General features: G+C 36.6%; 24 protein-coding genes and 1 pseudogene. 18 read left to right on the top strand and 7 right to left on the bottom strand.

Annotation, left to right across the window (positions count from 1 at the left end):
• Positions 1-23: 23 nt before the first annotated feature.
• The 6 genes from A9Q68_RS08125 (at position 24) to A9Q68_RS08100 (ending at position 4,956) form a co-directional block, all read left to right on the top strand.
• The gene (locus A9Q68_RS08125; RefSeq protein ID WP_071794207.1) at positions 24-1,136 is read left to right on the top strand and encodes a helix-turn-helix domain-containing protein; all 1,113 of its coding nucleotides are present in this window, start codon (positions 24-26) and stop codon (positions 1,134-1,136) included.
• A 15-nt stretch (positions 1,137-1,151) separates the two neighbouring features.
• On the top strand, positions 1,152-1,694 hold the full coding sequence (gene pgsA, locus A9Q68_RS08120) for a CDP-diacylglycerol--glycerol-3-phosphate 3-phosphatidyltransferase (RefSeq protein WP_071794206.1): 543 nt from the start codon (positions 1,152-1,154) through the stop codon (positions 1,692-1,694).
• Between the two features lie 3 nt (positions 1,695-1,697).
• Positions 1,698-2,537 carry an energy-coupling factor ABC transporter ATP-binding protein gene (locus A9Q68_RS08115; protein WP_071794205.1) on the top strand — a complete coding sequence of 280 codons (840 nt, stop codon included), beginning with the start codon at positions 1,698-1,700 and terminating at the stop codon, positions 2,535-2,537.
• The gene (locus tag A9Q68_RS08110; protein ID WP_071794204.1) at positions 2,513-3,355 is read left to right on the top strand and encodes an energy-coupling factor ABC transporter ATP-binding protein; all 843 of its coding nucleotides are present in this window, start codon (positions 2,513-2,515) and stop codon (positions 3,353-3,355) included. Before A9Q68_RS08115 ends, A9Q68_RS08110 begins: the two co-directional genes overlap by 25 nt.
• On the top strand, positions 3,348-4,148 hold the full coding sequence (locus tag A9Q68_RS08105; RefSeq protein ID WP_071794203.1) for an energy-coupling factor transporter transmembrane component T family protein: 801 nt from the start codon (positions 3,348-3,350) through the stop codon (positions 4,146-4,148). Before A9Q68_RS08110 ends, A9Q68_RS08105 begins: the two co-directional genes overlap by 8 nt.
• A gap of 151 nt (positions 4,149-4,299) precedes the next feature.
• Positions 4,300-4,956 (top strand): transglycosylase SLT domain-containing protein, encoded by a 657-nt coding sequence (locus tag A9Q68_RS08100; RefSeq protein WP_071794202.1) that lies wholly within the window; start codon positions 4,300-4,302, stop codon positions 4,954-4,956.
• Between the two features lie 157 nt (positions 4,957-5,113).
• Here the strand turns inward: A9Q68_RS08100 and A9Q68_RS08095 are convergent, their stop codons facing one another.
• Genes A9Q68_RS08095 through sdaAB form a run of 3 tightly spaced genes read right to left on the bottom strand, consistent with a single transcriptional unit; the run spans position 5,114 to position 7,301 of the window.
• On the bottom strand, positions 5,114-5,740 hold the full coding sequence (locus tag A9Q68_RS08095; protein WP_071794252.1) for an HAD hydrolase-like protein: 627 nt from the start codon (positions 5,738-5,740) through the stop codon (positions 5,114-5,116).
• Positions 5,741-5,744: 4 nt separating this feature from the next.
• Positions 5,745-6,617, bottom strand: a complete 873-nt coding sequence (gene sdaAA, locus A9Q68_RS08090; protein WP_071794201.1) for an L-serine ammonia-lyase, iron-sulfur-dependent, subunit alpha — start codon at positions 6,615-6,617, stop codon at positions 5,745-5,747.
• A gap of 12 nt (positions 6,618-6,629) precedes the next feature.
• Positions 6,630-7,301, bottom strand: coding sequence for an L-serine ammonia-lyase, iron-sulfur-dependent subunit beta (sdaAB, locus tag A9Q68_RS08085; RefSeq protein ID WP_071794200.1), 672 nt, complete (start codon positions 7,299-7,301; stop codon positions 6,630-6,632).
• Positions 7,302-7,554: 253 nt separating this feature from the next.
• On the opposite strand from sdaAB, the gene mnmA reads away from it, so the two are divergent.
• From mnmA to A9Q68_RS08045, 9 genes and pseudogenes are all read left to right on the top strand, one after another.
• Positions 7,555-8,676, top strand: coding sequence for a tRNA 2-thiouridine(34) synthase MnmA (gene mnmA, locus A9Q68_RS08080; protein WP_071794199.1), 1,122 nt, complete (start codon positions 7,555-7,557; stop codon positions 8,674-8,676).
• A 248-nt stretch (positions 8,677-8,924) separates the two neighbouring features.
• Positions 8,925-9,375: pseudogene (locus tag A9Q68_RS08075) on the top strand (NUDIX hydrolase).
• Positions 9,376-9,387: 12 nt separating this feature from the next.
• Positions 9,388-11,289, top strand: a complete 1,902-nt coding sequence (gene mnmG / locus A9Q68_RS08070; RefSeq protein WP_071794198.1) for a tRNA uridine-5-carboxymethylaminomethyl(34) synthesis enzyme MnmG — start codon at positions 9,388-9,390, stop codon at positions 11,287-11,289.
• Between the two features lie 87 nt (positions 11,290-11,376).
• Positions 11,377-13,350: a DHH family phosphoesterase gene (locus A9Q68_RS08065; protein ID WP_071794197.1), complete on the top strand. Its 1,974-nt coding sequence runs from the start codon at positions 11,377-11,379 to the stop codon at positions 13,348-13,350.
• Positions 13,350-13,802 (top strand): 50S ribosomal protein L9, encoded by a 453-nt coding sequence (gene rplI, locus A9Q68_RS08060; RefSeq protein WP_071794196.1) that lies wholly within the window; start codon positions 13,350-13,352, stop codon positions 13,800-13,802. Before A9Q68_RS08065 ends, rplI begins: the two co-directional genes overlap by 1 nt.
• A gap of 20 nt (positions 13,803-13,822) precedes the next feature.
• Positions 13,823-15,199, top strand: a complete 1,377-nt coding sequence (gene dnaB / locus A9Q68_RS08055) for a replicative DNA helicase (protein WP_206281802.1) — start codon at positions 13,823-13,825, stop codon at positions 15,197-15,199.
• Between the two features lie 12 nt (positions 15,200-15,211).
• Complete coding sequence (locus A9Q68_RS10890; protein WP_102778170.1) at positions 15,212-15,484, top strand: Veg family protein; 273 nt, start codon at positions 15,212-15,214, stop codon at positions 15,482-15,484.
• Between the two features lie 385 nt (positions 15,485-15,869).
• Positions 15,870-16,481, top strand: a complete 612-nt coding sequence (rpsD, locus tag A9Q68_RS08050; protein WP_071794195.1) for a 30S ribosomal protein S4 — start codon at positions 15,870-15,872, stop codon at positions 16,479-16,481.
• Between the two features lie 173 nt (positions 16,482-16,654).
• Complete coding sequence (locus A9Q68_RS08045; protein ID WP_071794194.1) at positions 16,655-17,086, top strand: NUDIX domain-containing protein; 432 nt, start codon at positions 16,655-16,657, stop codon at positions 17,084-17,086.
• 23 nt (positions 17,087-17,109) lie between these two features.
• Here the strand turns inward: A9Q68_RS08045 and A9Q68_RS08040 are convergent, their stop codons facing one another.
• Positions 17,110-17,652, bottom strand: a complete 543-nt coding sequence (locus tag A9Q68_RS08040) for a TetR/AcrR family transcriptional regulator (protein ID WP_071794193.1) — start codon at positions 17,650-17,652, stop codon at positions 17,110-17,112.
• A 130-nt stretch (positions 17,653-17,782) separates the two neighbouring features.
• On the opposite strand from A9Q68_RS08040, the gene A9Q68_RS08035 reads away from it, so the two are divergent.
• Both A9Q68_RS08035 and A9Q68_RS08030 read left to right on the top strand, forming a co-directional pair.
• Positions 17,783-20,062, top strand: coding sequence for a YhgE/Pip family protein (locus A9Q68_RS08035; RefSeq protein WP_071794192.1), 2,280 nt, complete (start codon positions 17,783-17,785; stop codon positions 20,060-20,062).
• 9 nt (positions 20,063-20,071) lie between these two features.
• Positions 20,072-20,428 carry a DUF1304 domain-containing protein gene (locus A9Q68_RS08030; protein WP_071794191.1) on the top strand — a complete coding sequence of 119 codons (357 nt, stop codon included), beginning with the start codon at positions 20,072-20,074 and terminating at the stop codon, positions 20,426-20,428.
• Between the two features lie 44 nt (positions 20,429-20,472).
• On the opposite strand, the gene A9Q68_RS08025 is transcribed toward A9Q68_RS08030, so the two are convergent.
• Genes A9Q68_RS08025 through A9Q68_RS08015 form a run of 3 tightly spaced genes read right to left on the bottom strand, consistent with a single transcriptional unit; the run spans position 20,473 to position 22,275 of the window.
• Positions 20,473-21,381, bottom strand: a complete 909-nt coding sequence (locus A9Q68_RS08025; RefSeq protein ID WP_071794190.1) for a DUF4097 family beta strand repeat-containing protein — start codon at positions 21,379-21,381, stop codon at positions 20,473-20,475.
• Positions 21,378-21,962 (bottom strand): DUF1700 domain-containing protein, encoded by a 585-nt coding sequence (locus tag A9Q68_RS08020; RefSeq protein WP_071794189.1) that lies wholly within the window; start codon positions 21,960-21,962, stop codon positions 21,378-21,380. Before A9Q68_RS08020 ends, A9Q68_RS08025 begins: the two co-directional genes overlap by 4 nt.
• Positions 21,949-22,275, bottom strand: coding sequence for a PadR family transcriptional regulator (locus A9Q68_RS08015; RefSeq protein ID WP_071794188.1), 327 nt, complete (start codon positions 22,273-22,275; stop codon positions 21,949-21,951). The genes A9Q68_RS08020 and A9Q68_RS08015 overlap by 14 nt, the downstream gene beginning before the upstream one ends.
• A gap of 185 nt (positions 22,276-22,460) precedes the next feature.
• Here A9Q68_RS08015 and A9Q68_RS08010 point away from each other — a divergent pair, with 185 nt between their 5' ends.
• Positions 22,461-23,078, top strand: coding sequence for an NUDIX hydrolase (locus A9Q68_RS08010; RefSeq protein ID WP_071794187.1), 618 nt, complete (start codon positions 22,461-22,463; stop codon positions 23,076-23,078).
• Positions 23,079-23,103: the final 25 nt, after the last annotated feature.

Here is a 23,103-nt window from a genome sequence, read left to right as displayed (position 1 = left end):
ATTTTTATAGTAGAGGTACCTGTATGAGAGAACAAACATTAGGTGACTTCCTAAGGGAATCACGAGTTGGACAAAAAATTACTTTAGATGAGATTGAAAATAAAACTGGCATATCTTCTCATTATTTATTAGCCCTGGAGTTAGATCAGTTTAAAATTATTCCAGAAGAAGATTTTGATTCTTATCTTAGTCAATACGCAGATATTGTAAATCTAGATTTTCAATCTCTGAAGCAACGTTTTTTAGAGCAAACTAATAAAGAACAAGATAACAATGAACCGAGTATAACTCAACAAGTTGAGGAAAAATTGAGTAAGCGTCCTATTCCTTTTGTTTTTCCGACAAAAAACGAAGACCCTGAGCAAGAAAAACCTGAAATTGAAGAATTTCTTGCTTTAAATCGAAATGATTCAGAGGAAAATCAAAGCCATTTTTTTAAAGAAGAGAAAAAAAATCAGGAAATAGTGGCTAATAGTCCATCGCTTGATGACAAGATTCCTGTTATGGAAGAAAAACAAACTGAACCTCGACGGGAGAGTCTTTTATCCGATAACCGTCAAGATAAAGAAGTTTCTCGTTTAAGCCGATATCAGGATGAGGATAAAAAATCAAAATCAATTTTACCTGTAATCCTTTTATCTTTTATTGCATTAGCGATTGGAGCTTTTGTTTATTTTACAGTATGGCCAAAATTTTCAAATAATGTAAATGTGGAAAAAGCAAAAAGTGTTTTCTTTGATAAGAATAAGAAAAGCTCCAACTCTTCTTCCAAAAAAGTTGAAAAATCAAGTTCTGCTTCAAGTAGTGAAGAAAAGACAGTGATAAAAGCTGAAGGTCAGGGCAACTATATTACCGCAGATATCAAAAAAGCAAAAGAAACAGTTGAAGTCTCTGTTTCATTAACTGATGCTGAAAGTGCATGGATTGCTCTCTCTAATTCTGATATTGGTGAAGCAGGAACAACTTTGACACAAGAAGAGCCGACCTATACTACTACTTTACCTGCTGATACTAAAGAAGCCCTCTTAATGCTTGGTGTAAAAGATGGACTTTCAGTTTCAATTGATGGTCAAAAATTAGATTTATCATCTTTAACAAATAACGATATCAGTTATATTACTTTAAACATCAACTAAATCAAAGGAAAAACAATGACCAAAAAAGAAAATATTCCTAATTTATTAACACTTATTAGAATTTTAATGATTCCAGTTTTTTTAATCATCACAACTGTTTCACAATCTCTTACCTGGCATATCGTTGCTGCTGTCATCTTTGCTATTGCCAGTTTAACTGACTATCTAGATGGCTATTTGGCCAGAAAATGGAAGGTTGTTACAAATTTTGGTAAGTTTGCAGATCCCCTTGCAGATAAAATGCTTGTCATGAGTGCTTTTATTATGTTAGTTGGAGCTGGTCTTGCTCCAGCATGGATTTCAGCGATTATTATTTGTCGTGAATTAGCTGTTACAGGATTACGTTTACTCCTAGTTGAATCAGGTGGCGAGGTTCTTGCTGCTGCTATGCCAGGGAAGATAAAAACATTTTCACAAATGTTGTCTGTTATTTTCCTATTTTGTCACCTTCATATTATTGGCACAATTCTTTTATATGTAGCTTTAGTTTTCACAATCTACTCTGGCTATGATTACTTTAAGGGAGCTGGTTTTCTTTTTAAAGATACCTTTAAATAAAGCATGTCAAATATTATTGAAGTTAGAAATATAAAATTCAAATACCAAGAAAATCAAGAATCCTATACCTTAGACGATGTTTCGTTTCACGTGAAACAAGGTGAGTGGTTATCGATTATTGGCCATAATGGTTCTGGAAAATCAACAACTGTTCGCCTCTTAAATGGTCTTTTAGCTCCAGAGTCTGGAACGATTCACATTGATGGTGATCTTTTATCAGAAAATAATGTCTGGGATATCAGACAAAAAATTGGGATGGTTTTTCAAAACCCTGATAATCAATTTGTTGGTGCAACTGTTGAAGATGATGTCGCCTTTGGATTAGAGAATAAAGGTGTCTCTCATCAGGAAATGGTAGAGAGAGTTGACCAGGCCTTACAGTTAGTTGGAATGTCGGAATTTAAAACTCGAGAACCAGCTCGTTTATCGGGTGGACAAAAGCAAAGAGTTGCAATTGCTGGAGCAATAGCAATGCGACCTATGATAATTGTTTTAGACGAGTCGACAAGTATGTTAGATCCTAAAGGACGTTTAGAGCTGATCAAAACAATAAAAGCAATCAGAGAAGATTATCAATTGACCGTTGTTTCAATTACACATGATTTAGACGAGGTTGCTTTAAGCGATCGTGTTTTAGTGATGAAAAACGGTCAAGTTGAGTCTAGCTCGACACCTAGAGAACTTTTTGCTAGAGGAGACCAGCTCTTAAATTTAGGTTTGGATATCCCTTTTACAAGTAATCTCATTAAGACGCTTAAAGAAGATGGCTTTACGATTAGTGAAGACTATCTGTCAGAAAAGGAATTAGAAAATCAATTATGGCAATTAATTTCCAAGATGTAAGTTTTACCTACCAGGAAGGGACCCCTTTTGAAGGGCGTGCCCTTTTTGACGTTAATCTTGATATAGAAGATGGTTCTTATACAGCTTTTATTGGACATACTGGTTCTGGAAAATCAACTATCATGCAATTATTGAATGGTTTATTAGTTCCGACAACTGGCCGTGTAACTGTTGATGGAAAAATAATAACAAGTCAATCTAAAAATAAAGACATTAAACAAATTCGTAAAGAAGTTGGCTTAGTTTTTCAGTTTCCAGAAAGTCAACTATTTGAAGAAACTGTCCTAAAAGATGTCGCTTTTGGACCTCAAAATTTTGGTGTGTCTAAAGATAATGCAGAGAGAATTGCTCGTGAAAAATTAGCCTTGGTTGGTATTTCAGAAGATTTATTTGAAAAAAATCCTTTTGAATTATCTGGAGGTCAGATGAGACGGGTTGCCATTGCAGGTATATTAGCAATGGAACCTAAAGTTCTTGTTTTAGATGAGCCAACTGCAGGGTTAGATCCTAAAGGAAGACGAGAATTAATGTCGCTATTTAAAAAATTACATGACTCTGGGATGACAATCGTTTTAGTAACTCATTTAATGGATGATGTTGCTAACTTTGCAACTAAAGTCTATGTACTTGAAAAAGGTAAAATAATTTTATCTGGTATTCCAAAGGATATTTTTCAAAATGTAGAACTATTAGAATCAAAACAACTAGGTGTTCCTAAAATAACCCAATTCGCCAATCAATTAGCCTTAAAAGGTAAAAAATTTCCAAGCTTACCTATTACCTTGGATGAACTTAGGGAGGAATTGAAGCATGGATAAACTTATTTTAGGTCGTTATATTCCTGGCAATTCTATCATTCACCGTCTGGATCCTAGAAGTAAGCTCATTGCCATGATGATATATATTATCATTATTTTTTGGGCAAATAATTTTGTGACAAATGCAATCATGTTTACGTTAACCATCATAGCAGTACTACTTTCTCAAGTAAAATTGTCATTCTTCTTAAATGGTTTAAAACCAATGATTGGAATCATTTTATTCACTACAATTTTTCAAATATTATTTACTCAGGGTGGACAAGTATTATTCCAATTTTGGATTATAAAAATAACAAGTTTTGGTTTGAGTCAAGCACTCTTAATTTTCATGCGTTTTATTTTAATTATATTTTTCTCAACCCTTCTAACTCTTACCACTACTCCCTTGAATCTCTCTGATGCAGTGGAATCCTTATTAAAACCATTGAAGATTATTAAAGTTCCTGCGCATGAGATAGGTCTTATGCTTTCATTAAGTTTGCGCTTTGTCCCAACCCTTATGGATGATACAACGCGTATTATGAATGCTCAGAAGGCAAGAGGTGTTGATTTTGGTGAAGGACATTTAATTCAAAGGGTTAAATCGATTATTCCTATTTTAATTCCACTTTTCGCTTCTAGTTTCAAGCGTGCAGATGCACTTGCAATCGCTATGGAATCAAGGGGATATAAAGGTGGTGAAGGTAGGACTAAATTTAGAATATTAAAATGGACATTTAAAGACTGGCTAGTGATTATCCTGATGATATTATTAGGTCTTGTGCTATTTTTTCTAAAAAGTCCAAAATAAGAACTACATGTAGTAAATTATTATCTTTCTATGGTAATAATTCAGAAATTCTTATAATCAAAATATTCCTGTAATATTTTTAATATAACTTCTATAGACAAGTAACATACTTAGGTTATTATGGTATTTGGAGAAAAAAGAGGTGTATTATATGTTTAAAAATGAAAATTTAAAGAAACGTTATGTTAGTTTTGGGGTATTAGCATTTGCTATCGCAATTGTTGCAGTTATCTTCGCTTTTTCAAGTAAAAAAGTTGATACTGAATCATTTGCAAAAGATTCTGAAACTAAAGTAGTCAAAAAAGTAACTAAAACAACTTCAACTAGTTCAACTGCGAAAAAAGAAGAAAAACCAAGTTCATCTTCAAGCAAGTCTAGTTCATCAACAGAAGCTAAAGTAGCTGAATCAAATCCAGAGCAATCAGTTCCTGCAAGTGATCAAACTGCAGCTGCTCCTGCCCAAGAGGCAACACAAGCAGCACCAGTTGCACAAGCACCTGCTCAGCAAGCACCTGCACAACAGTATGCAGCGCCTGCTTCAGGATACTTAGCTAACGGAAACTCAGCAGGAGTTGTTGGAAGTCAAGCAGCTGCTCAAATGGCAGCAGCAACAGGTGTTCCACAATCAACTTGGGAAGCGATTATTGCACGTGAATCAAATGGTAATCCAAATGTTTCTAATGCATCAGGTGCTTCAGGTTTATTCCAAACTATGCCAGGTTGGGGTTCAACAGCAACTGTTCAAGATCAAATTAATGCCGCAACAAAAGCTTATAATGCTCAAGGTTTATCAGCTTGGGGTTATTAAAAACGAATGAAGCAATAGACTTAGGTCTACTGCTTCTTTTTTTCTTTCAAATCAAATAATTGATGATATTGTTTATTCTTCAAACTAAAATATTTTTGTGAAAAGTTGTATACAAATAAACCACCCATTAATTGAGTGGTTTTTTCGATTTGATGAATTATAGCAGGCTTAGAATCTCTTTAGGGCTATGAGCAATTTGATCAGCGTCAGCTATTATTAAGTCTGATTCTGTTCCAAATCCCCATGTTACGCCGAGTGTGTTGATTCCGGCCACTTTTCCACCAATAATATCAAATTGAGTGTCTCCAATGATTACTGTTTGGTCAGTATCTAATGTTTCTTCTTCAAGACATGCTTTAACAACGTCTGCTTTAACAAAACGATTAGCCATGGAACCATAAATGTTTGTAAAGTAGTTGTCAATCCCTAGTTCTTCTAGCATATGGATAGCCATCGGCTCATGCTTACTAGTGGTAACGTACAGGGTGTATTCTGAAGACTTTAGCTTATCCAACAACTCTGGGATACCTTTGTAAAGGTGAACTTGATAGACGCCTTCTTTTTTATAGAATTCTCTAAAATGCTGGATGGCAATTTCAACTTGTGCTTTATCTGTAAAGAAGTTGTCAAATGTCGTTTCAAGAGGTGGTCCTATAAAAGTTGACAGAACTTTGACATCAGGAACTTCCAAATTCAACTCTGTAAAAGTATATGTAAAGGCATTGATTATTCCTTGACTAGAATCAACTAAAGTTCCATCTAAATCAAATAAAAGATTTTTCATGGCTTTACTCACCAAAAATTTCTTTACTGTAACGTCGACCAGTTGGTGTTGCTGCCAGACCACCTTCTGCTGTTTCTCTAAATGCAGTTGGTAAAGCTGATCCAACTTGATACATGGCATCAATAACTTCATCTACAGGGATTTGAGATTTTATCCCAGCAAGTGCCATGTCAGCAGCGATAATTGCAAAGCTTGAACCTAAAGCATTTCGTTTAACACATGGGACTTCTACAAGGCCTGCTACGGGATCGCAGATTAGTCCCAACATATTCTTAATAACAAAAGCAATGGCTTGACTAGCTTCAAATGCTGTTCCACCAGCTGCTTTTACTAAGGCAGCTGCACTCATAGCTGATGCTGAACCAACTTCTGCTTGACAGCCTCCTTCTGCTCCGGAAATAGATGCGTTATTACCAATAACAAGACCAAATGCACCTGCTGTAAACAAGAAATCAAGTTGTTCTTCTTCAGTTAATTTGAGTTTGTCAATTGCTGTTGACAGTACTGCAGGGAGACAACCAGCAGATCCAGCTGTAGGTGTAGCACATACTAGTCCCATTTTGGCATTTAACTCATTGACAGCCATAGCATTTCTAACAGCAGTAAGGACAGTTGTATCCGCAATTGACTTTCCAGATTTGAGATAGATATCCATTTTAAGGGCATCTCCACCTGTCAAACCAGAAATTGATTTACTTGGTGTCAAGCCATTGACAACTGACTCCTTCATCACCTCAAGGTTACGGCTCATGATGTAAATAATCTCATCCCTAGTTCGGCCTGTAACTTCCATTTCAGTGGCAATCATTAATTCAGCCACATTACCTTCAAATTTTTCATCAGCTTGTTGAACAAGCTCTTCTATAGTAAAAAACATTTTCTATTCCCTCTAGTCAAAGAAATTGACATTATGTAAATGTGAAATTTTTTCTATCTTCTTGACAGCATCTTGACAATCACGAGTATCAACTTCAATTATCATAATGGCTTTTTCGCCAGCACTTTCCCTCGTAACATTCATTTGAGCGATGTTAATCTCATACTCAGATAAAATATCAGTAACGCGTGCAATCATCCCTGGAATATCTTGATGGACAATGATTAAGGTTGGGGTATTCATTGACAGTGAAACAGAAAAACCGTTTAATTCTGTTACTTGGATATTTCCACCACCAATTGACACTCCTGTAATACTCATATTTTTATCATCCTTATTGACAGTGATCTTTACAGTATTAGGATGTGGAGCATTGCTATCTTTTAAGATGTCCCAGTAAATCCGAATGCCTCTTTGATGAGCAATTTCTAGTGAATTCTTGATGTCAGGATTGTCTGTATCCATTCCCATGATACCTGCAACTAAAGCTTTGTCAGTTCCATGACCTTGGTAAGTTTTGGCAAAAGAGTTATAGAGATGGAAAGTGACTTCATCTGGAATTTCGCCAAAAATTGAATATACAACCTTTCCTATTCTAACTGCACCTGCTGTATGACTACTTGAAGGACCGATCATAACTGGCCCAATAATGTCAAAGACAGATTGAAATTTTTGTGTTTTCATAATTTCTCCCATAGTTTTACTTTACGTTTATTATAACAAACAATAAGAAAATTTCCTCATTTTTTATAGATTTTTATAGAAAAATATATTATTTTATAAAAATAATATAGTATTAGTGTGAACTAGTTGATTTCATGTCATAACTTGTTATAATAGACTTTGCGTCAAAGACGCTTCAAAATCGACCTTCAAATCGACTTTTGGAAACGACGACCTTCAAATCGTACGTTAAACGAAAAGATGGGAGACTATTATGATAGATAAGTCAAAAACACGTGTCGTTGTCGGCATGAGTGGTGGCGTTGATTCATCGGTAACAGCCCTTTTATTAAAAGAGCAGGGTTATGATGTAATTGGTGTTTTCATGAAAAATTGGAATGATACTGATGAATTCGGTGTCTGTACAGCAACAGAGGATTATAAGGATGTGGCAGCAGTAGCTGACCAAATTGGCATTCCTTATTACTCTGTCAACTTTGAAAAAGAGTATTGGGACAGAGTCTTTGAGTACTTTTTAGCTGAGTATCGTGCAGGGCGTACACCAAATCCAGATGTTATGTGTAATAAAGAAATTAAATTCAAAGCATTTCTTGATTATGCTATGAACTTAGGTGCTGATTATGTCGCAACTGGTCATTATGCGCAATTGGACCGTGATCAAGATGGTATCGTTCATATGTTGCGAGGTGCCGACAATGGGAAAGATCAAACATATTTCTTAAGTCAGTTATCACAAGAACAACTACAAAAAACCTTATTTCCTTTAGGACATTTACAAAAGCCTCAGGTTCGGGAAATTGCAGAGCGAGCAGGACTAGCTACAGCTAAGAAAAAGGATTCAACTGGTATTTGCTTTATAGGTGAGAAGAACTTCAAACAATTTTTAAGTCAATACTTACCAGCGCAAAAGGGTAGAATGATGACAGTTGATGGTCGTGACATGGGTGAACATGCGGGACTCATGTACTACACGATTGGCCAACGTGGAGGATTAGGTATTGGGGGACAACATGGTGGTGACAATCAACCTTGGTTCGTTGTTGGCAAAGACCTCAAAGAAAACATCTTATATGTCGGACAAGGTTTCTATCATGAATCGTTAATGTCAACGAGCTTGGAGGCATCAACAATTCACTTTACAAGACAAATGCCTGAAGAATTCACCTTGGAATGCACAGCAAAATTCCGATACCGACAACCTGATTCAAAAGTTACAGTCCATGTTAAAGGTAATAAAGCAGAAGTTATTTTTGCGGAGCCACAACGTGCTATCACTCCAGGTCAGGCAGTTGTCTTTTATGATGGAGATGAATGTTTAGGTGGTGGAATGATTGACATGGCATTTAAAGATGGTGAAGCCTGCCAATATATCTAAGATTTGTGGACCTAGGAAGCTATACATATGTCATTGACAAGACGTTTACAAAATTGTCAATAATCTTAACAATACTGTCAATAAAATTGACGGAATTATTTAATATTATATTTGACAATTTAAGTCATTTTGATAAAATACTATTAACATATTTCAATGATGGTCAAAGCTCATGGAAATTGTAAGTCTTTTTGGCGTACAGTTTTCGAGGGTTTTGGCTATTTTTCTGCTTATTTTAGGAGAATATTGTGGATTTAGATTTTAGATATAAGTTAAACAATATTGTAGTTTCTGTTAGAGCGACTGCTTTGATTATAAAAGACGAGAAAATCTTTCTAACAAAGGATAACAATAATCGTTATTATTCATTAAGGTGGGGCTGTAAAAATAGGGGAAACAACCGAAAGTGCTGTTTCACGTGAAACAAAGGAAGAAGTTGGTATTGTTGTAATTGATAAATTAGCATTTATCGTCGAAAATTATTTTTTCGAAGAAGATGTAAGCTGGCACAATATTGAATTTCATTATATCGTTTCTCCAAAGGAAGAACCAGACTTGAAAATGCAAGAAGGTTCTAAAGTTCAAGTCTGTGAATGGGTTGAGATAAACAAACTGGATGAAATTGATTTGGTTCCGGAATTTTTGAAAACGGAGTTGCCAAATTGGAATTGTCAATTAAAACACGTTATTAATAAGTAAAAGAGGAAAAAAATGGTACATGAATTTACAGAATCCTATGACGTTATTGTTGTAGGTGCAGGTCACGCAGGTGTTGAAGCGAGTTTAGCTGCTTCCCGTATGGGTTGTAAAACATTGCTTGCCACAATTAATTTAGATATGCTTGCTTTTATGCCTTGTAATCCATCGATTGGTGGGTCAGCGAAAGGAATTGTTGTTCGTGAAATTGATGCACTCGGCGGTGAGATGGGCAAGAATATTGATAAAACCTATATTCAAATGAAAATGTTGAATACAGGGAAAGGTCCAGCTGTCCGTGCTTTACGAGCACAAGCTGATAAAACTTTATATGCTCGTGAGATGAAACATACGGTTGAAAAGCAAGAGAATCTGACCCTGCGTCAAAGCATGATTGATGATATCTTAGTTGAAGACAACCAAGTTGTCGGCGTCTTGACAGCGACGGGTCAAAAGTTTGCTGCGAAATCCGTTATTGTGACAACCGGGACTGCTTTACGTGGTGAAATTATTCTAGGAGAATTGAAATATTCTTCAGGTCCTAACAATAGTTTAGCTTCTGTAACTTTGGCAGATAACTTAAAAAAACTTGGGCTTGAAATTGGTCGCTTTAAAACTGGAACACCTCCACGTGTCAAGGCATCATCAATTGATTATGATCAAACAGAAATTCAACCTGGAGATAGTAAACCTAATCATTTTTCATTTATGTCTAAAGATGAGGATTACTTACAAAATCAAATTCCATGTTGGTTGACTTATACCAATCAAAACAGTCACGATATTATCAATAAAAACCTCTACCGTGCTCCAATGTTTTCAGGTATTGTAAAGGGTGTTGGTCCACGTTATTGTCCTTCTATTGAAGATAAAATTGTCCGTTTTGCTGATAAAGAACGTCATCAATTATTCTTAGAACCTGAAGGTCGTGATACGGAGGAAGTTTATGTCCAAGGACTGTCAACTAGTTTACCAGAGGATGTCCAAAAAGAACTGATTCACTCGATTAAAGGTTTAGAGAATGCTGAAATGATGCGAACTGGTTATGCCATTGAATACGATATTGTTCTTCCTCATCAACTTCGCGCAACGCTTGAGACCAAAGTTATTTCTGGCCTCTTTACAGCTGGTCAGACCAACGGGACATCTGGTTACGAAGAAGCTGCTGGGCAAGGGATTGTAGCAGGGCTCAACGCTGCTCTAAAAGTACAAGGTAAACCGGAACTAATTCTCAAAAGAAGTGATGCCTACATCGGGGTTATGATCGATGATTTGGTGACCAAAGGGACAATAGAGCCATACCGTCTGTTGACATCTCGTGCTGAGTATCGCTTGATTTTACGTCATGACAATGCTGACATGCGTCTAACTGAAATTGGCCGTATGATTGGTTTGGTTGATGATGAGCGCTGGGCAAGGTTTGAGATTAAGAAAAATCAATTTGATACAGAGTTGAAGAGACTTGACAGTATCAAGTTGAAACCAATCAAAGAAACTAATGAACAGGTTCAAGCACTTGGTTTCAAGCCTTTGACAGATGCGATGACGGCTAAAGAATTTATGCGTCGTCCAGAAATCGATTATGCGACTGCCGTTACTTTTGTTGGGCCTGCAAGTGAAGATTTAGATTCAAAAATTATTGAGCTTCTTGAGACAGAAATTAAATACGAGGGTTATATTAATAAAGCCTTGGATCAAGTAGCAAAAATGAAGCGGATGGAAGAAAAAAGGATTCCAAAAAACATCGATTGGGATGCTATTGATTCTATCGCTACTGAAGCCCGTCAAAAATTCAAGAAAATTAACCCAGAAACGATTGGACAAGCTAGTCGGATTTCAGGGGTTAATCCTGCGGATATTTCAATTCTCATGGTTTACATTGAAGGAAATGGTAAGGCAAAAAGAAAGTTGCCTTAAGTCATGAAAATGTAACCTTATAAGACACACACAGCTCTGTTTTTCAGGGCTGTTTTGTGGTATAATATTTGCTTAAGAGGTTATAGGATGAAAAGATTTCGTTTTGAAACCATCCATCTTATGTTGATGGGGTTAATTTTATTTGGATTATTAGCACTATGTGTAGCATTCATGCAATCAAAAATTTTAACTTTGTTTGCTATTTTTCTTGTGCTCTTATTTAGTATGTCCTTACTTTGGTATCAGAAAAAGGTCTATGAATTATCCGATTTAGATCATATTGAATTATTAAACGAACAAACTGAAAACAACTTAAAATCATTGTTGGATAAGATGCCTGTAGGTGTGATTCAGTTTGATAAAGAAAATAACTTAGTTGAGTGGTTTAATCCATACGCAGAATTAATTTTCACAAGTGAAGAAGGTATTTTTCAGGATCAAGCCATCCAGAAAATATTGACAGATAAACGTCAAGGTGAAATTTCGCAAACCTTTGAAATTTCTGGCAACCGCTACACTTCTTATCTTGATGAAGCTGCGGGTGTTTTTTACTTCTTCGATGCTTTTATTGGTAACCGTCAAACAGTGGATGCAAGTATGCTAAGACCAGTTGTTGGTATTATCTCCATTGATAATTATGATGAGATTACTGACAATCTAACAGATGCTGATATTTCAAAAGTGAATAGTTTCGTTGCTAATTTTATCGCTAATTTCATGGATACACGGCATATTTTCTATCGTCGTGTCAATATGGACCGTTATTATTTCTTTACAGATTATCAAAATTTGAAAGGATTAATGGATAATAAATTTGCCATTTTAGAAACCTTTAGGAAAGAAGCTCAGGAAAACCAACTTCGCTTAACCTTAAGTATGGGAATCTCTTTCGGTCAAAAATATCATGACCAAATTGGACAGTTAGCCTTAGAAAATCTCAATATTGCCTTGGTTCGCGGTGGTGACCAAACGGTTATCCGTGAAAACGAAGAAGGAAAAGCCCCGATTTATTTTGGTGGAGGGTCTGTTTCTACAGTTAAACGCTCTCGAACACGGACAAGGGCAATGATGACGGCTATTTCTGACCGCATAAAAACTGTCGACAATGTCTTTATAATCGGGCATAAACGACTTGATATGGACGCTTTAGGAGCATCAGTTGGGATGCAGTTCTTTGCGGGTAATATTATTGAAAATAGCTTCGCAGTCTATGATCCTGATGAGTTGGGACATGATATTGAAAGAGCTATTGAACGATTACAAGCTGACGGTAAAACACGCTTGATAAGTGTTTCACACGCCATGCGTCTAGTCACTAAGAATTCACTTTTGGTTATGGTGGACCATTCAAAAACATCTTTGACACTATCAAAAGAATTTTACGATATGTTCCAAGATGTCATCGTCGTCGATCACCATCGTCGAGATGATGATTTCCCTGAAAATGCCATCTTGACCTTTATTGAAAGTGGCGCAAGTAGTGCTGCCGAGTTAGTGACAGAATTAATTCAATTCCAGAATGATAAGAAAAAACTAAGTAAGATTCAAGCAAGTATTTTGATGGCTGGTATTATGCTAGACACGAAAAACTTCTCTACACGGGTTACAAGTAGAACCTTTGACGTTGCCAGTTATCTACGTAACAAGGGTAGTGATAGCGTTGAAATTCAACAAATTTCAGCTACTGACTTTACAGAGTACAAGCAAGTTAATGAAATTATTCTTAGAGGCCAAAAGATTGGTGAAAACATTATTGTCGGTACTGGTATTGAAAATCATCTTTACTCCAATGTTATTGCTAGTAAAGCAGCTGACACCATGTTGTCAATGGCAGGAGTCGAAGCTAGTTTTGCTATGGTTCAGGTTAAAGAGAATAGATTTGTCATTTCGGCTCGAAGTAGAAGTAAAATCAATGTTCAACGTATAATGGAAAAATTAGGTGGCGGAGGTCACTTTAACTTAGCAGCTTGTCAAATTGAAAATATGAAGTTTGAAGATGTGAAACAATTATTGATTGAGACAATTGAAAAAACCATTAGAGAAACAAGTGAGGTAGAGTAATGAAAGTTATTTTTTTAGAAGATGTTAAAGGTAAAGGGAAAAAAGGTCAGGTTAAAGAAGTACCAACTGGCTATGCTCAAAATTTTTTAATCAAAAAAAATCTTGCAAAAGAAGCAACAAGCCAAACAATTGGTGAATTAAAAGGAAAACAAAAAGCTGAAGAAAAAGCGCAAGCAGAAATTTTAGCAGAGGCTCAAGCTACTAAAAAAGCTTTAGAAGATGACAAAACAGTAGTTATTTTTAGTGAAAAAGTTGGTCCGGATGGACGCACTTTTGGCTCAATTACAGCTAAGAAAATTTCAGAAGAATTGAAAAAACAATTCAATATTACAGTTGATAAAAGACATATTGAAATGGATCATCCCATTAGAGCAATTGGTCTTATCGAAGTTCCAGTTAAATTACATAAAGAAGTTAAGGCTGAAATTAAATTGAAAGTTGATCAAGCCTAAGGTAACAAATTGATTTAGAAATGGAGGCGAAAGATTTGCCTGAAGTACCAGAATTAAGAGTTCAGCCACAAGATTTATTGGCAGAACAGTCTGTCCTAGGCTCAATATTTATTTCGCCGGATAAACTGATTACTGTTCGTGAATTCGTTGGTCCTGATGACTTTTATAAATATTCACATAAAATTATTTTTCGAGCAATGATTACCCTCAGTGACCGCAATGATGCTATTGATGCAACGACTGTTCGTACCATTTTAGATGACCAAGGTGATTTACAAAACATTGGTGGTTTGTCTTATATTGTCGAACTTGTCAATAGTGTACCAACCAGTGCAAATGCCGAGTACTACGCTAAAATAGTTGCTGAGAAGGCAATGTTGCGAGATATCATTGCAAGGTTGACAGACACTGTCAACCTTGCCTATGAAGGTTCTTCAGATTCAGAAGATATTATTGCTGGCGCTGAAAAAGCCTTGATTGAAATCAATGAGCACAGTAACCGTAGTGGCTTTAGAAAAATTTCCGATGTTTTAAAAGTTAATTATGAAAACCTTGAAATCAGGTCTAAGCAAACAACTGATGTTACTGGTTTGCCAACTGGATTTAGAGACCTTGACAAGATTACAACAGGTTTACACCCTGATCAACTCATTATTTTAGCAGCTCGGCCTGCGGTTGGTAAAACAGCCTTTGTTTTGAATATTGCTCAGAATGTGGGGACTAAGCAAAAACAAGCGGTAGCTATTTTTTCATTAGAAATGGGTGCAGAAAGTTTAGTTGACCGGATGTTGGCGGCAGAAGGAATGGTTGATTCTCATAGCTTGAGAACAGGTCAGTTGACAGAGCAGGATTGGAACAATGTGACCATTGCCCAAGGTGCTTTGGCAGAGGCGCCAATCTATATCGATGATACTCCTGGGATTAAGATTACCGAAATTCGAGCGCGTTCGCGGAAATTAGCGCAGGAAATTGAAGGTGGCCTTGGACTTATCGTGATCGACTATCTCCAGTTAATCACGGGAACCAAACCGGAAAACCGTCAACAAGAGGTTTCAGATATTTCTCGACAATTAAAAATTCTGGCTAAAGAGCTCAAAGTTCCTGTTATTGCCCTTAGCCAGCTTTCCCGGGGTGTGGAACAGCGTCAAGATAAACGTCCTGTTTTGTCAGATATCCGTGAATCAGGATCTATCGAACAAGATGCCGATATCGTTGCCTTTCTATATCGTGACGATTACTACCGTAAAGAAGGGGAAGACCCTGAAGATGCAATTGAAGATAATACCATTGAAGTTATTTTGGAGAAAAACCGGTCTGGTGCGCGTGGTACCGTTAAACTGATGTTCCAAAAAGAATATAACAAGTTTTCAACGATTGCCCAATTTGAAGAGAGATAAGAGGATAAAATTATGAGTGATGCATTTGCAGATGTTGCCAAGATGAAGAAAATCAAAGAAGAAATCAAAGCCCACGAAGGTCAATTAGTAGAATTAACCTTGGAAAATGGCCGTAAACGTGAAAAAAATAAAATTGGTCGTTTAATCGAAGTTTACAGCTCCTTGTTTATCATTGAATACAATGATAACGCAGACCAACCAGGAGGCTACAATAACACTTACGTGGAGTCTTACACCTATTCAGACATCCTAACCGAAAAAACATTGATTAGATATATGGATTAAAAAAAAACAACCCAGTGGGTTGTTTTTTCGTTGAGACAAGCAATTGACAAGCTAAACGCCACAGAGTGGACTGGTTTTTAAACGAGCCTTAAAATTCGAGAGCGAGTTAGCCCAGTGGGCTCTTTGTTCGTTGAGCCAAGAAATCGAGGAAAACTCTTTTATTTCCAATAAAAATTGATATTTAAAATATTAAAAAAGTGATTTACAGAAGACTTTAAAGATGTTATAATATAATTTGTGCGAAATAACAGCAGAAAAATATGAAGCTCGTCAACAGGTGGTTATCTATTCAAGTAACCTTTGCTGTTTAGGCGAAAACCCCCTGCACGAATCAGGATTTTTCAAACAGTTATTTCCTCAAAATCATTAGAGGAGGACATTTAATATGTCACGTTATACTGGTCCATCATGGAAACAATCACGCCGTTTAGGTTTATCCCTTACAGGCACAGGTAAAGAATTAGCACGTCGTAACTACGTACCAGGTCAACACGGTCCTAACAACCGTAGCAAACTTTCTGAGTACGGTTTACAACTTGCTGAAAAACAAAAATTACGTTTTTCTTACGGTTTAGGTGAAAAACAATTCCGTAACTTGTTCGTACAAGCTACAAAAATCAAAGAAGGAACTCTTGGTTTCAACTTCATGGTTCTTTTAGAACGTCGTCTTGACAACGTTGTTTACCGTTTAGGTCTTGCAACTACTCGTCGTCAAGCACGTCAATTCGTTAACCACGGACACATCCTTGTTGATGGCAAACGTGTTGATATCCCTTCATACCGTGTTGAAGCTGGTCAAGTGATCTCAGTTCGCGAAAAATCAATGAAAGTTCCTGCAATCCTTGAAGCTGTTGAAGCAACTCTTGGACGCCCAGCTTTCGTATCATTCGATGCTGAAAAACTTGAAGGTTCATTAACTCGCCTTCCTGAACGTGATGAAATCAACCCAGAAATCAACGAAGCACTTGTCGTTGAGTTCTACAACAAAATTCTTTAATTCTTACATTAAACACTTTAAAAGCCTATTTAATAGGCTTTTTTTGTTGTGTGAAATTTGGACGGCATGACTTTATACGCTTAAATATAACTTGCTATATAATTTGGATATAGTATAATTTTAAAAAATATTAAGGAGAATGCCAATGATTGATTATTTAATTTTACACTGAAGTGGGTTATCAGACGCCTAAATTAGATACCAGGGCAGCCATTTTCAAAGATGACAAGATTCTTTTGGTCAAGGAAAGGAATGGGACCTGGTCCTTGCCTGGTGGCTGGGTTGACATAAACCTCTCCATTGAAGAGAATACCATTAAAGAAGTCAAGGAAGAAGCCGGTATTGATGTGAAGGCTGATTTTATTATTGCTATTCAGGATAGAGCCAAGCACAATCAGCCTATTTATCCCTATGGGGTTTGTAAGGTATTTGTAGCTTGCACCTACTTGGGTGGCCACTTTGAAAGCAATTCGGAAACCAGTGAATCAGCTTACTTCAGCGAGAATCAACTCCCTGGCTTAGACACCGAAAAAAATACAGCAGAGCAAATTAGCATGTGTTTCGCTGCTCATGGTGATTCAAATTGGATAACTCAATTTGATTAGCAAGTATTATTTTATTTGTTTACTTACTTATTAGATCGATCAATCATTTTTAAGACGAAGTCGGTCATTTGTTGGGGGCTTTCTTTTTTGCCTCTTGCAATCCAGGTTTGGCAGGTACCAAAGAAAGCATAGGCTAAATAGACACTTTGATAGTCTAGTTCAATTTTGGACATGCCTTCCTTTGCGACACGGTCTTGGAGCTCAGAGGTAATTAAGATCCGAACCTTGTTGATGATAAAATTTTGCAGTTCTTTGGTCCCGTTGGCTGATAAGAGAGCTGAAAGTAGTTTTTCCCTTGATAAGAAGGAAAAGACTTCTAAAAAGGTTGCTTCATTATCATCATAGTCTTTGTCAAAGATATATTCTAATTGATGGAAAAGCATTTGCTGATAAGAATCAATCATTTCGTATTTGTCACGGTAATGGGTGTAGAAGCTTGAACGACTAATTCCAGCTGTTTCTGCTAATTCGGTTGTTGAGATGTCATCAAAACTTTCCTTGTTAAGGAGTTTAACCATAGCTTCTAAGAGCGCCTTTTTGGTGTTTTCTTTTCGATTACTTGACATTCAGGTCTCCTTTTTTGAACAATTTGGACAATGTGTCTAAAAGCAAGGATTAATTCTTGAGTTTTCATGACTTCAATGTATAATATATTTTATCACAAAATGACTAAAGTACAATCGTTCGGGAGGGAAAATGTTAGAAGAGTTAAAAGCACTTTTAAAAAATCCAAAACTAATCATTACAATGATAGGAGTTGCACTAGTTCCAGCCTTATATAACTTATCTTTCTTAGGTTCTATGTGGGATCCCTATGGTAGAGTTGAAGACTTACCAATTGCAGTTGTTAATCAGGATAAAAGTGCAAAGTTAAATCAAGGTCAACTTCATATTGGTCAAGATATGGTAGACAATATGTCTAAAAATAAAGATTTAGACTATCACTTTGTCACTAAAAAGAAAGCTGATAAAGGTTTAAAGAATGGTGACTACTATATGGTTGTGACCCTACCAGAAGATCTTTCTCAGAAAGGAACTACTATTTTAGAAGAGAAACCTGAAAAAATGGTTATTCATTACCAAACCAGTAAAGGTCATGGGATGGTTGCTTCTAAAATGAGTGAAGCAGCAATGACCAAATTAAAGAGCTCAGTTTCAAAAAATATTAGTCAAACTTATACCAAATCGGTTTTCTCTAGTATGCGTCATTTGCAGGATGGTCTAGGAAAGGCTTCTAATGGAAGTCGTCAATTAGCTCAGGGTGCTAAGAGTGCTGAAAGCGGAAGTCAAGAAATGTCGTCAAATTTAAGTACACTTAGCAATGGCAGTCAATTGCTTAATCAAGGGGTGGGACAACTCAATTCTGGCTTGTTAACCTATACAGGTGGTGTCAGTCAACTAAATAGTGGGATTACAAATTTCTCTACCCAATTACCAACTTATTTAGATGCTGTTTCGCGCTTATCTGCAGGTGCAAATCAACTAACAGCAGGTTTAAGCCTCTTGTCAACAAAGACAACTGTCAGTCCTGTTGACAGTCAAAATATTCAGGCCTTAGAAACTGGTTTGCCAGAATTAAATACCTACATTCAATCATTAAATACAAGGGTTAGCCAATTAGGTTCGTCTTCGTCAACAAGTCCTGATTTAGGAAAAATACAAACCTATTTACAATCTATTGCAACCTCTGCTCAAACTATAATTAATAATGAAGCAACAGCTTCAAATAGCCAATTGGCAGCACTTCAATCTACCGCAACATACAAGAGCTTGACTCCGGAACAACAAGCAGAGCTTTCTAGTGCAGTTTCTGGAACCTCATCATCAGCAAGTAGTAGTGCTCAGGCAATATTAGCCAATGTTTCTTCATTACAAACAACCTTGTCAAGCTTGTCAACACAATCAAGCAGTGGACAACTTACTCAATTACAAACAAGTATTAGTCAAATTGCATCTAAGTCTAATCAGGCTTTACCGGGAGCAAGTGTTGCATTGACAAAATTGTCGACTGGCATGTCAAGTGTTAACTCTGCTGTCAATAATCAACTCTTGCCCGGCAGTAGTCAAATCAGTGAGGGATTAACAACACTTTCTGGCAATAATCAGACGATTACTGATGGGTTGACTAAAATATCAAATGGATCATCAACACTGAATTCCAATTCGGCTTCACTAATTGAAGGGAGTCAAACCTTATCTGAAAAGACAGGTCAATTGTCAACTGGAGCTGGTAAACTTTCTGACGGAAGTGAGCGATTGACAAGTGGATTGACGAACTTGTCAACGGGATTGACAAGTTTACAAACTTCGTTAGCGCAAGCTTCAAACAAACTTGATTTGGTGAGCGTCAAAGAAAGTAATGCTAAAGCTTTGGTGTCACCTTTGGCATTATCCGAACAAGATAAAGACAGTGTTAAAACTAATGGGATTGGTATGGCACCTTATATGATTGCCGTTTCTTTAATGGTAGTAGCGCTATCAACCAATGTTATTTTCGCCAACTCATTGTCAGGTAAGCCAGTTAAGAGTCGATGGGATTGGGCAAAACAAAAATTTGTTATTAATGGTTTTATTTCTACTTTAGGTTCGTTAATTTTATATGTAGCCATCCAATTTTTGGGCTTTGAGGCCAATTTTGAGTTGAAGACGCTTGGCTTTATTATTCTGAGTGGGTGGACTTTAATGGCCCTTGTGACGGCCTTAGTTGGTTGGGATGATCGTTATGGCTCCTTTGCTTCTCTAATCATGTTGCTGGTTCAAGTCGGATCATCTGGTGGCTCTTACCCAATTGAATTATCTGGTAAATTCTTCCAAACCATGCATCCTTTCTTACCAATGTCTTATGTGGTTTCAGGATTACGGGAAACCATTTCTTTAAGTGGAAATATTGGACTTGAAGTCAAGATTCTGTTAGGATTTTTAGTAGGTTTTATGGGACTCGCTTTACTCATTTATCGACCTAAATCCAATACTTAAGGAAATCATATGTCTATTATTACAACCGTTCTGGCAACACTGACAGCTTTAGAACAAATTTATATTATGTACTTAGAAACTTTTGCAACAAGTTCAACGGCTACCCAGAAAGTCTTTCAATTAAGTCAAAGTGAATTAGAAGATAAAACTATTGCTAGCCTTTTTAAAAATCAAGGGATTTATAATGGCTTGATTGCCTTCTTACTTTTATATGGTATTTACTTTTCTCATAACAGTGAGATTGTAGCCCTGTTTCTCATTAATGTTATAGCAGCAGCAATTTATGGTGCCATGACTGTTGATAAGAAAATCCTTTTGAAGCAGGGTGGCTTAGCTATTTTAGCATTGATTAGCATGCTTTTCTAAAACTTACAAAATAACCCTAGGATAAATATCCTAGGGTTATTGTTTTATTCTACAGTTATGTCACCAAGTTTGCTGTCAAGGTCTAATTGGTTTTTAGAATCTGATTTTAGATTAGAGGTAATATCGGAATCACCTAATGCTTTATTGCTTTTCACAGCTAAGTCATGTTCTTTTAGTTGGATATCAGCATCACCCATGTTTAAGGTTAATTGGTTTTGATTAAGGAAGGTTATTTCGGAAGCAGAGAAATCGCCAGCACTTAGGGTTAATTTAGAATCGGTAAGACTTGATGAGCTAAAGTCCATATTCCCTGCATTAACTTTTAGTTGGGCATCGCTAACCTGACTGTCAATAACGGTCATATCACCGGCTTGAAGGGTGAGTTGAGCATCACCGATTTTTGAGGAATTTACTTCTAGATTGCCGGCTGACAATTCAAAGTCAAGGTTATTAATGTGACTATTTTCTATCTGTAATTCACCGACTTTTAGACTACCTTTGAGACTTTGAAGTTTACTTCCTTTTGGCAGGGTTATTTGGATAGAGTAGCCTGAATCGACACCGAAATGTCCAACTTTATCGATTTCCATAAGATTACGTAAAGTTAGGAATCTGACGGTCGTTTTACTTTGAAGGAGTTGGGATTTTTCTGTTATTGAGAGAGTTTTACCTGTTTGATCAATTTTTACTGGGTAGTTCTTGTCGTCAAGATAGGTAATGGTAGCCTTGTCTTGATTACCTGTTTTAATTGTAATATCTGAGACATTACAATTTAGTGAAATCTGATCAAAGCTTGTCAATTCTTTAGTTTTATAGGTATGATGCTTTGGTTCTTCTTTTGAAGTTGATAAGGCTGACCATCCACCCCTGACAAAGCCCAAACCTGCCAAGGCAGCACCTGAAAGTAGTAAGCAAAGTGATGTCAGTAAAAGTGTTTTTTTCCAAGTTTTCATGCTGTTTGACCTCTCTTTAATAATTTTTGAATGAGGACTGCTCCACCACGGATCAGGGCTGCACAGGCTTCAACACCAAGGTAGATAGCTAAGAGGGAACCGCCAATCATGATGAGGCCCATACCAAAGCTAAGGATGGTTGAATTAATAGAGGTTGCTAGGTAAGAAAAACTATCGAAGAGGACATAGCAACCATTGGCAAAGAATGAGACGCCTAAGATGATTAATGAAAAAATGATCGCTCCAATGGCAAATAGGAGAGCAAGAACAAGTGCGATAATGGCAAACAGGATTGGTAAGGCGGCTGGAGCTGCCAGAATTGACAGGATTGTCAACCAGATGATTTTGGCATAGTGTTTGGGTTTTTTATCTTCAATCTCAATTTTATCTTCAAGTAATCGCCCTAAAATTTCACTAGCTGCCTCCTTTGGACTACCAAGGTCGGTGATAACTTGAGCTTCGTTTTCGGGACCTGCTTCATCAAAATATTCAGTAAAGTAGTCCATTGCTTCTTGAAAATCGTCTTGTGGTAATTTTCGAAGCTGATTTTGCAGCTCTGCTAGATACTCAGTTCTTGTCATGTCGGAGACTCCCTTCAATTATTGCATCTAAATTTGCTTTGTAGTTTTGCCATTCTCCATCAAGAAAAGCAAGTTGTGTGTGTCCTTCTGTGGTTAATTGATAGTACTTACGTTGACGTCCTTGATGCTCTTGGCTATAGGTTTTGAGAAAACCTGCCTTTTCCAATTTTTTGAGGATTGGGTAAAGGGTTGATTCCTTAATGTTGGCAACCAGTTTGATGGTTTGGCTAATATCATAGCCATAGGAATCTTGATCTTTAACGATAGACAAGATTAAAAATTCAATCAAGGTAGCTGATACGGGAAAATACATATCGATACCTCCTTAATGTGTAGAAATTTTATATATAAATATTTTACACATTAAGTATATGACAGAGAAGAGAATAAGTCAAGAGATTATGTGTAAAAATTTTATATATTTAAAAATAGTAATTTCTTGACCTAAGGCATTATTTTTTGTACCCTTGGGAAAAGAGTATTGTGCGAGGATTTAAGATGGAAGAAAGAATCAGAGAAGTGATGGCTAATTATCAGCCTAAACCACTAGGTCAACAGAAAGAATATGCTATCTTTTTACCATTGGTTTGGGATGAAGGAGCTTGGCAGGTATTATATGAAGTCAGAGGGCAAGATATTTCACAACCAGGAGAAGTCTCTTTTCCAGGTGGACGCTTAGAGCCAGGAGAGACGTTTGCAGAGGCTGCTTTACGGGAATGCACGGAAGAGTTAAATGTAAGTCCAGATCACGTTGAGATTTGGGGAGAGATTGACTATATTGTTCAAGCTAAGCGCACCATTCATTGTTTTGTTGGTCAACTTCATTGCGATAATTGGCGAGACTTGAAATATAATGAAGAAGTTGATCATCTCTTCACCATTCCTCTAAATGAAATTTTAAACAAGGAACCTGTCTTTTATGACTTGCCCCATCGGATTAAAGAAGGCTCTAACTTTCCATTTGAAAGAATCCGTAATGGTGAAAAATATGCCTTTAATCATCAATCATCAAAAATCCCTTTTTATGAGGGCTTTGATGAAACGATTTGGGGTTTGACGGCTCAATTTACAGATTGTTTTAGTCGGATTTTAAGTGAAAAAAATGAGTCAAAATAATCTTGACTCATTTTTATTTATTTCG

It is taken from the genome of Streptococcus bovimastitidis, assembly GCF_001885095.1.
Lineage (GTDB): Bacteria > Bacillota > Bacilli > Lactobacillales > Streptococcaceae > Streptococcus > Streptococcus bovimastitidis.
This window is presented reverse-complemented; position numbering and strand designations above follow the sequence as displayed.

What these genes read in the sequence shown, in the direction of transcription:
- A9Q68_RS08105 (WP_071794203.1), top strand. Translation starts at nt 3,348, where the DNA reads ATGGATAAACTTATTTTAGGTCGTTATATTCCTGGCAATTCTATCATT.
- A9Q68_RS08020 (WP_071794189.1), bottom strand. Translation starts at nt 21,962, where the DNA reads ATGACAAGAACTGAGTATCTAGCAGAGCTGCAAAATCAGCTTCGAAAA.
- pgsA (WP_071794206.1), top strand. Translation starts at nt 1,152, where the DNA reads ATGACCAAAAAAGAAAATATTCCTAATTTATTAACACTTATTAGAATT.
- A9Q68_RS08010 (WP_071794187.1), top strand. Translation starts at nt 22,461, where the DNA reads ATGGAAGAAAGAATCAGAGAAGTGATGGCTAATTATCAGCCTAAACCA.
- A9Q68_RS08115 (WP_071794205.1), top strand. Translation starts at nt 1,698, where the DNA reads ATGTCAAATATTATTGAAGTTAGAAATATAAAATTCAAATACCAAGAA.
- rpsD (WP_071794195.1), top strand. Translation starts at nt 15,870, where the DNA reads ATGTCACGTTATACTGGTCCATCATGGAAACAATCACGCCGTTTAGGT.
- A9Q68_RS10890 (WP_102778170.1), top strand. Translation starts at nt 15,212, where the DNA reads ATGAGTGATGCATTTGCAGATGTTGCCAAGATGAAGAAAATCAAAGAA.
- A9Q68_RS08015 (WP_071794188.1), bottom strand. Translation starts at nt 22,275, where the DNA reads ATGTATTTTCCCGTATCAGCTACCTTGATTGAATTTTTAATCTTGTCT.
- A9Q68_RS08065 (WP_071794197.1), top strand. Translation starts at nt 11,377, where the DNA reads ATGAAAAGATTTCGTTTTGAAACCATCCATCTTATGTTGATGGGGTTA.
- A9Q68_RS08125 (WP_071794207.1), top strand. Translation starts at nt 24, where the DNA reads ATGAGAGAACAAACATTAGGTGACTTCCTAAGGGAATCACGAGTTGGA.
- rplI (WP_071794196.1), top strand. Translation starts at nt 13,350, where the DNA reads ATGAAAGTTATTTTTTTAGAAGATGTTAAAGGTAAAGGGAAAAAAGGT.
- A9Q68_RS08030 (WP_071794191.1), top strand. Translation starts at nt 20,072, where the DNA reads ATGTCTATTATTACAACCGTTCTGGCAACACTGACAGCTTTAGAACAA.
- A9Q68_RS08110 (WP_071794204.1), top strand. Translation starts at nt 2,513, where the DNA reads ATGGCAATTAATTTCCAAGATGTAAGTTTTACCTACCAGGAAGGGACC.
- A9Q68_RS08035 (WP_071794192.1), top strand. Translation starts at nt 17,783, where the DNA reads ATGTTAGAAGAGTTAAAAGCACTTTTAAAAAATCCAAAACTAATCATT.
- A9Q68_RS08100 (WP_071794202.1), top strand. Translation starts at nt 4,300, where the DNA reads ATGTTTAAAAATGAAAATTTAAAGAAACGTTATGTTAGTTTTGGGGTA.
- A9Q68_RS08025 (WP_071794190.1), bottom strand. Translation starts at nt 21,381, where the DNA reads ATGAAAACTTGGAAAAAAACACTTTTACTGACATCACTTTGCTTACTA.
- dnaB (WP_206281802.1), top strand. Translation starts at nt 13,823, where the DNA reads ATGGAGGCGAAAGATTTGCCTGAAGTACCAGAATTAAGAGTTCAGCCA.
- A9Q68_RS08095 (WP_071794252.1), bottom strand. Translation starts at nt 5,740, where the DNA reads ATGAAAAATCTTTTATTTGATTTAGATGGAACTTTAGTTGATTCTAGT.
- mnmG (WP_071794198.1), top strand. Translation starts at nt 9,388, where the DNA reads ATGGTACATGAATTTACAGAATCCTATGACGTTATTGTTGTAGGTGCA.
- A9Q68_RS08040 (WP_071794193.1), bottom strand. Translation starts at nt 17,652, where the DNA reads ATGTCAAGTAATCGAAAAGAAAACACCAAAAAGGCGCTCTTAGAAGCT.
- sdaAB (WP_071794200.1), bottom strand. Translation starts at nt 7,301, where the DNA reads ATGAAAACACAAAAATTTCAATCTGTCTTTGACATTATTGGGCCAGTT.
- sdaAA (WP_071794201.1), bottom strand. Translation starts at nt 6,617, where the DNA reads ATGTTTTTTACTATAGAAGAGCTTGTTCAACAAGCTGATGAAAAATTT.
- mnmA (WP_071794199.1), top strand. Translation starts at nt 7,555, where the DNA reads ATGATAGATAAGTCAAAAACACGTGTCGTTGTCGGCATGAGTGGTGGC.